Annotated in this window: 9 protein-coding genes; 8 read left to right on the plus strand and 1 reads right to left on the minus strand. The window is 71.2% G+C overall.

The window, feature by feature from the left end; translation table 11 throughout:
* Positions 1–124: 124 nt before the first annotated feature.
* The 8 genes from ACWDXC_RS18970 to ACWDXC_RS19005 all read left to right on the plus strand — a co-directional run bounded on the left by ACWDXC_RS18970 (position 125) and on the right by ACWDXC_RS19005 (position 5,351).
* Positions 125–1,282, plus strand: a complete 1,158-nt coding sequence (locus ACWDXC_RS18970) for a hypothetical protein (protein ID WP_449983419.1) — start codon at positions 125–127, stop codon at positions 1,280–1,282.
* 267 nt (positions 1,283–1,549) lie between these two features.
* Entirely contained in the window at positions 1,550–2,554 is a 1,005-nt protein-coding gene (locus ACWDXC_RS18975; protein ID WP_219501812.1) for a DUF932 domain-containing protein, read from the plus strand.
* A gap of 239 nt (positions 2,555–2,793) precedes the next feature.
* Positions 2,794–3,063 (plus strand): 14-3-3 family protein, encoded by a 270-nt coding sequence (locus ACWDXC_RS18980; RefSeq protein WP_219501810.1) that lies wholly within the window; start codon positions 2,794–2,796, stop codon positions 3,061–3,063.
* 11 nt (positions 3,064–3,074) lie between these two features.
* Positions 3,075–3,266, plus strand: a complete 192-nt coding sequence (locus tag ACWDXC_RS18985) for a hypothetical protein (protein WP_219501808.1) — start codon at positions 3,075–3,077, stop codon at positions 3,264–3,266.
* A gap of 140 nt (positions 3,267–3,406) precedes the next feature.
* Complete coding sequence (locus ACWDXC_RS18990) at positions 3,407–3,922, plus strand: hypothetical protein (protein ID WP_219501806.1); 516 nt, start codon at positions 3,407–3,409, stop codon at positions 3,920–3,922.
* A gap of 132 nt (positions 3,923–4,054) precedes the next feature.
* Entirely contained in the window at positions 4,055–4,603 is a 549-nt protein-coding gene (locus tag ACWDXC_RS18995) for a hypothetical protein (RefSeq protein WP_219501804.1), read from the plus strand.
* Positions 4,600–4,941, plus strand: a complete 342-nt coding sequence (locus ACWDXC_RS19000) for a hypothetical protein (RefSeq protein ID WP_219501802.1) — start codon at positions 4,600–4,602, stop codon at positions 4,939–4,941. The genes ACWDXC_RS18995 and ACWDXC_RS19000 overlap by 4 nt, the downstream gene beginning before the upstream one ends.
* Positions 4,938–5,351, plus strand: a complete 414-nt coding sequence (locus ACWDXC_RS19005) for a tyrosine-type recombinase/integrase (RefSeq protein WP_219501800.1) — start codon at positions 4,938–4,940, stop codon at positions 5,349–5,351. Before ACWDXC_RS19000 ends, ACWDXC_RS19005 begins: the two co-directional genes overlap by 4 nt.
* Positions 5,352–5,897: 546 nt before the next feature.
* On the opposite strand, the gene ACWDXC_RS19010 is transcribed toward ACWDXC_RS19005, so the two are convergent.
* Positions 5,898–6,347, minus strand: coding sequence for a hypothetical protein (locus tag ACWDXC_RS19010; RefSeq protein WP_449983425.1), 450 nt, complete (start codon positions 6,345–6,347; stop codon positions 5,898–5,900).
* Positions 6,348–6,530: the final 183 nt, after the last annotated feature.

The following is a 6,530-nucleotide window of genomic DNA, read 5'->3' on the forward strand; positions in this document are numbered from 1 at the left end:
AAACCATCCCCGCTGATGCGGAAAGCGCCGTTACCGCAACGGCCGCCACCGCGCCCCTCACGGCCCCTGACAGCGCCGCAACCGCGGCCTCCGGCGCTGACCCGCCCCGGATGCCGACGGGCCTGTGGCGGCGGTGTGGGCGGCGCTGAACGCCGAGCCGGGCGGGTCGGCCGCGGCGATCGGGGCGGCGGCGGGCCTGAGCCGGATGGCGGCGGGGAAGATCCTCAACGACTTCGAGGCGAACGGCCGGGCGCAGCGGGAGCCGGGCGTGAGCGAGGGCGGGCGCGGGCGGGCGGCTGACCGATGGTTCCCGATCACCCCCGAACCCGTCACCAACACCGTCACCAACACCGTCACCGACGCCGTCACCAACACCGTCACCGACGCCGTCACCGACGCCGTCACCGACGCCGTCACCGACGCCGACGCCGACGCGGAGCCGACCGGTACCGCTGACGCGCCCGTCCCGGCCCCCGAGATGCCGGATGCCGCGCCCGAGGGGATCATCGCGCCCGGTACGGACGCCGACACCCCGGAGGTTGACGCGGTGCCCGCGCCGGGGACGGACACGGCTCCGGCCGCGATCGGTTCGGCCGATTCGGCCTCGGCGGATGAGCCGATCGGCGAGGAGGACCTGATCGCCAGTGAGGCATCCGGTCAGGATTCGGGCGGGGCGGACGGTGACCTCGACGTGGTCACCGAGGCAGACCAGTCCGGGCCGGTGTCTGTGCCGGTGGCGGACGACCCGGCATGGGCACGGGCGCACGCCGAACTGGCAGAGTTGGTCGACCTGTTCGGCGGAGTGATTTCGGCGAAGGACGAGGGGAACGCCGTGATGGCGTTGGGGTGCCTGGAAATGGCGATGACCAAGGTCGCCTCAGCACACCGCAATGCGCGGGCGGCGCTGACTGGCAACGCCGCCCCGGCCCGTGCGGTGTCGGCGGCCCGTCCGGGTGCCGGTAGCGGCGCGGGCGCGGGGGATGCGGTTCGGCCGGGTGCGTTGCGGGACATGGTGTACGCGCACCTGGTCGAGTTCCCGGGCAAGGACTTCACCCCGTACGAGATCGGGAAGGTCATCAACCGATCGTCCGGTGCGGTGGCCAATGCCCTGGACCGGCTGGTCAGCCTCGGCGAGGCGGTGCTGACGTGTGAGCGGCCCCGCCGGTTCGGCCTCGCCCCCACTGCCAAGCCCACCCTCGCCGCCCCCGCCGCCAAGCCCACCCCCGCCGCGCCCGCCGACACCCACGACCCGGACGTCGACGAGGACGCCGACGCGGCCTGAACCCCGAGGTGGGGCGGGCCGCCCTTACCGGCCCGCCCGCCCCAGCCCGGGTAGTGGGCGGGACACCCCTACCGCCCCGCCCGCACCGGCCCGCAACACGTCCGCGCACGGCTCCCGGCCCCGCGCCGGACGAACGCCCAGCACCCACTGATCACCGGCACAGCGGCCCGCACGGGGCCGGGGGCCGACCCCCCTGACACCCATCGCGGCATCGCGTCTGTGCCACGTCCCCACACACCGAAAACCCCACATCAGAAAGGCACTGCCATGGCTCACGAGATCGAGATCTTCGCCAACGGTTCGGCCGTATTCGCCGCCGCCGGGAAGCCCGGCTGGCACGGACTCGGCTACACCGCGCCCGGCCCGATGACCGCCGAGGAGCTCCTGTCCAACGCGCAGCTGGCCGGGTGGAACGTGCGCAAGGTGCCGGTCGGTCAGGTCACCGACCCGGTCACCGGCCAGCCGGTGGTCACGGACGAGGACTTCCTGGTGGTGCGCACCAACCCGGTCACTGGCCAGCCGCAGCGCCTCGGCCGCGTCGGTAAGGAGTATCAGGTCCTGCAGAACGAGGACGTCACCGACTTCCTACAGACGCTGGTGGACGAGTCCGGGGCGATCTTCGACACGGGCGGGTCGCTGAACGGCGGGCGGCGGGTGTTCGTCACGATGCGGCTGCCTGAGCCGCTCATGGTGGGCGGGCTCGATCAGATCGACCTGTACTTGGCGGCGTTCTCCCGGCATGACGGGTGGGGCGCGTTCACGACGGTCGCGACCCCGGTCCGGGTGGTGTGCGCCAACACCGAACGGGCCGCGCTGGCCAACCACGCCTCCAAGTTCACCGTCCGGCACACCGGCAACGTGGCCGGGCGCATCGCCGAGGCGCGCGAGGCGCTCAAGCTCACGTGGAAGCACGGGGAAGCCTTCGCGGCCGAGGCCGAGAAGCTCCTGGCGGCACCGATGAACTTCGCCGAGTTCCGCAAGTTCAGCCAGGTCCTGTACCCGATCCCGCCGGGCGCTAAGGACCTGGCGCGCAAGAACCGTGAGCTGACTCTGCGTCAGCTTGAGCACCTGTTCGCCTACGCCCCTACGCAAGAGCCGATCCGTAACACGCGGTGGGCGGCCTACAACGCGGTGACCGAGCGGCTGGACCACCAGAGCCCAGTGTTCGGTAGCCGCGATGTGGCCACCGTCCGCGCCGAGCGCGCCCTGCTCGATGACCACGACAACGCCAAGATCAAGGCCCGCGCCTTCCGGATGCTCTCCACGGTCTGACCGGACCGCCCCGGCGCGGCCCCCTCACGGAGCCGCGCCGGGCATCTCAGCCGGACGGCGTAACCCTGCGCGCAGCCACGCCGCTCGCGCCGAATCCACGCCCACACGCGGCGTGCGCGCTGGAGCGGCCCCCACCGACGATCCCCTCGGTCCCGCCCATGCCCTCGGCCGACAATGCCCGCGCCCGGCCGGGCGACCCCATCGAACGACCCCATCACCTGATCGCGAAGGAGTTCATCATGGGACGACTCGAAGACCTGGCCCTGCACAACGCCACCCTCGCCCGGCATGAGCTCGGCGAGGCACTCAACCGCATCGCCTCCCTCGACGACGAAGGCACGTTGCGCGACAAGGACCTGGGCCGCATCGCCTACGCCTACCAGCGGATGTCATGGTGGCAGCAGGTCACCGACCTCACCCACGGCCGCGAGGAGACCGTCGACGGTGCGACCGCGCTGGAGATCGTCCGGCAACGGGCCCAGGACCTCCTGATCAACGCCGCCCGCTGACCAATGGCGGCTTGTTCGCCCTGGCGATGGCCGAGTCCCGCCGGGGCGGCGCGCGTGCCTTCCTGGACGCCACCCAGAATCTCGCCGACGCGCTCACCCCGCCGCCCGTACGAGATGCCTGCTCGGACGACGGCCTTGCCACTCACGCCGCCTCGCTCGCCGCTGCCGAGCCTGCAGGTTCGGCCAGCGAGTACCGGCTGTGACAGTCGGGCTGGCACGCGCTGCCCGCATGGTTTCGCCCGCCCTCTGCTTGTAGTGGCGAGGGCGGAGCGCCGGACCGGCGGTCACCCCATGACCCTCACCTCTCACCTGCCCATGTCACCCGACGAAAGGAACGCATGCGATGAATGACCGCTACCAGCCCGGGCCCCCGCTCCTGGATGACGGGCCGCCCACCGCCGCCCCAGCCTCCGACATCACCAACTCCTCGACCGGGCAGACGCGGCGCTCGTTGGATGAGCTGATATCCGAGAAGATCAGCGCCGCGCGTCACGCGCATTACGCTGCGGCGGCTGAGGCGGTCGCCGCCCTGCAGAACGGACGCTGGCTATCAGGCGAGCAGTTGTTCGCCACCGAGTACACCCGGTCCTCGCGCGCCTGGTGGGATCTGGTGGACGTGCAGATCACGGCCAACAGGCCGGCCTGTGATCACGCGGTGCGGTGGGTGCGCTCCTGGACCCGCCACTACCTCACGAACGAGGCCCCGGCCGGGCGGCCGGGGACGCTGTTCGAGCATGCGGTCGCCCACGCCTCGCGCATCGCCGCCCGCGACTTCCTCAACGCCAGCGGCCAGCTCCTGACCCACCACCTCGCCGGGTCCGTCGCCAAGCCGACATCCCGGATCCGAACGCGCCGGTGAACCACCGCCACGCGGACGACCCAGCAGCATCCCCGGTGATGCCACCGGCGTCGGCGGACGCGCCATGAACGACCAACACCCCGCGCCAGCGCGCCCCGGTGCTGGCTTCACCACGCGACGAAGGACAGTCCCATGCGGAACCCACAACACCCGGATGCCCCGGCTCCTGCACCCGACACCGGCACTGCCGTCACCTCCGACCTCAACCCACGCGAGCCGCTGTCGGTGGAGGTGGTGATCGCCCAGGCCCGCCAGATGCGGCAGCACAACGCCGACATCATCGGACGGCGGCTGGGCCGGGGCGAGCGGTTGAGCGCCGAGGTGCTCTACGACACTCTGCACGCCCAGATACTCGCCGGGTGGTGGCTGCTCGTTGACCGGCACATTCGGCACGCCCGAGGTGGCCGGGGCCTGCCTTCGGAGCAGACGGTGGCCAGGTTCGTCGCCTGGATCAGCCCGTATCTGGACGACGACGCCAGCGCGCTCGACACCGCTACGAACTTCCGCATGCTCGGGCTGCGCTGCGAGCACGAACTCGCCCTGGCCCACTTCGAGCGGGCCTTGGCCCTCATCCGGCAAGACGCGGCTCGAACGTTCCTGACCCAGGCGAAGGCACTCCCGCCGGCCTCCCCGGCAGAGGCCCCGAGCAGCAGTTCGGCGGGGCGGGAGGCGAAGGCATGAGCAACAGCACCGCCACGGGCAACCCCTCCGGCACGCCTGAGCCACCAGCCATGAGCAGGCCCAGCACGCGCCGCGCCGACAGCTCGCGGCTGGAGTTCTTCCAGATGATGGCCTGGAGGTGGGGCATCACCACCGCCAAGAAGCTCACCCGTGCCCGCATCCCTCAGGGCCGGATCGATCCCAGCCGCGAGATCGTCGTCGACGCCGAGAGCATGGGCTTGCTGAAGGAACACCACACGCGACAGGCGAAAGAACGGCTGGCCGCAGGCGAGGACTGGGTCGAGTCGGGGTTCGTCTTCACCGACGAGCTCGGCCGGCCCCTACACCCCAGCACGTGACCGACCGCTTCTACCAGATCTGCTACCAGGCCGGGCTGCCGCCGATCCGGCTGCACGACCCGCGCCATCTGGCGGCCACCGCGATGCTGGCAGCCGGAGTGGACATCAAGCTCGTGCACGAGGTTCTGGGGCACAAGACCGCGTCCTTCACCCGCTACCTACACCAGCGTCTACCTCGAAGCAGCCGCACCCGCGGCCGAGGCGACCGCCGCGTTCCTGACCGGATCGCCGGTGCCCGCGCCCCGGCCGGTCCCACCTCGGCCGAGCACAACCGGAACCCGGTCCAACGCCGAGGTGGGACAGGCCGGTGGGTCGGTAGTGCCCCTGCCGACCAGGCCAACCAGTCCGACGCCACCCGCCAGGCAGGAAGGACGAGGTGTATGCGGAGGCCGGTCAGCCGCACAGGATGACCGGCCTCCGCTCTCTTCCGCCGGGTCCAGCGGCAGCACCCTTTGGGGAGGGGAGGTGCTTGCCGTCGGACGATTTCGGGGGTGGGCGGCCCGTCGCGTCACGCCTCCGCTGCCGCGACACTCCCCTCCCCGACAGGGGCCGCCCTGGCGACGATCAGGCGGACGGGGGGCACCCGCCGTGATCGTCTTCGGGAGGTGGCTGGCCGTTGTCCTCTTCCGGCCGGCCACCTTGAGGCGACCGCGTCCGCGCTAGTGCATGAGGCGTTTGCGGTCACTGCTATCTCGGGAGCGCACCAGCCCGCCTGGGCTCGGTCCGGCATGCTCAAGAAAGTTCGGGGTGCCCTCACCCGGCTTCCCGGACATGGCCGAGTGAGGGCGCTGTCAGCCACAGGGATCCGCCCGCTCAGCGGCTGTGGCTGACAGGGGTCGGGAACCCGTCCGGCGTCGGCCGGTCGGGTCGGGGGTGCGTGCCCTGACGCCGTACGGCGGCGGCGAGGGACGCTTCCCGGTTCACTGCCCGGGGTGGGCCACGCGCCCTGGGGTGGTCTACGCCTGTGGGGTCAGGCGGGCCGACGGTGCTGCCGGGGTCAGCACGTGGCCGATCCGTTCGGCAGCGGTGGCCATGTCACCGACACCGGTGATCTGTTCGGCCCAGGACCACCACAAGCTCCACTCGCCATCGAGCGGCGCGGCGGTGACCACCTCACACAGCGAGGCGCAGTCAGGGTTGATGACCCGTAGGCGCGGCATCAGCCCGGCAGGGGTAAGAAGGCGGGCGTGCAAGCCTCGTTCTTCCAGCAAGACTCGCAGCTCGGCGAGGTAGGTGGCGGCCTGCTCGGCCACGTCGGCGGGGATGGGTACGGGCATGACGATCTCCCACGAGGATGGGCTGGAACGGTCAGGATTTCGGGGGGCTGGTTGCGGCTGGTCGAACGCCGCGAGGTAGACCTTCCGCGCGATCACTGCAACGACGCCGAAGAGGATGACGCTGAGCACCGTCTGAGGCACCGTCCGCGCCAGGCGGGCGGGCGTCAAAAGAACGAATGCAACGAACCCGCCTGTCAGGAGCAGCGCCAGCGCGGAGTGAATCGCCCCGGCTTTGGTGGAGACCTCAGCGGTTGATTGCTAGGGCTTCGTGGGGATGGTGGTGAGCGTAGTAGATGGCCTCGAACTCGTCGG

It is taken from the genome of Nonomuraea sp. NPDC003214, from assembly GCF_053590035.1.

Bases quoted from the DNA above. Each gene is read 5' to 3' on its own strand.
- ACWDXC_RS18975 (WP_219501812.1), top strand. From the start codon at position 1,550: ATGGCTCACGAGATCGAGATCTTCGCCAACGGTTCGGCCGTATTCGCC.
- ACWDXC_RS18980 (WP_219501810.1), top strand. From the start codon at position 2,794: ATGGGACGACTCGAAGACCTGGCCCTGCACAACGCCACCCTCGCCCGG.
- ACWDXC_RS18990 (WP_219501806.1), top strand. From the start codon at position 3,407: ATGAATGACCGCTACCAGCCCGGGCCCCCGCTCCTGGATGACGGGCCG.
- ACWDXC_RS18995 (WP_219501804.1), top strand. From the start codon at position 4,055: ATGCGGAACCCACAACACCCGGATGCCCCGGCTCCTGCACCCGACACC.
- ACWDXC_RS19000 (WP_219501802.1), top strand. From the start codon at position 4,600: ATGAGCAACAGCACCGCCACGGGCAACCCCTCCGGCACGCCTGAGCCA.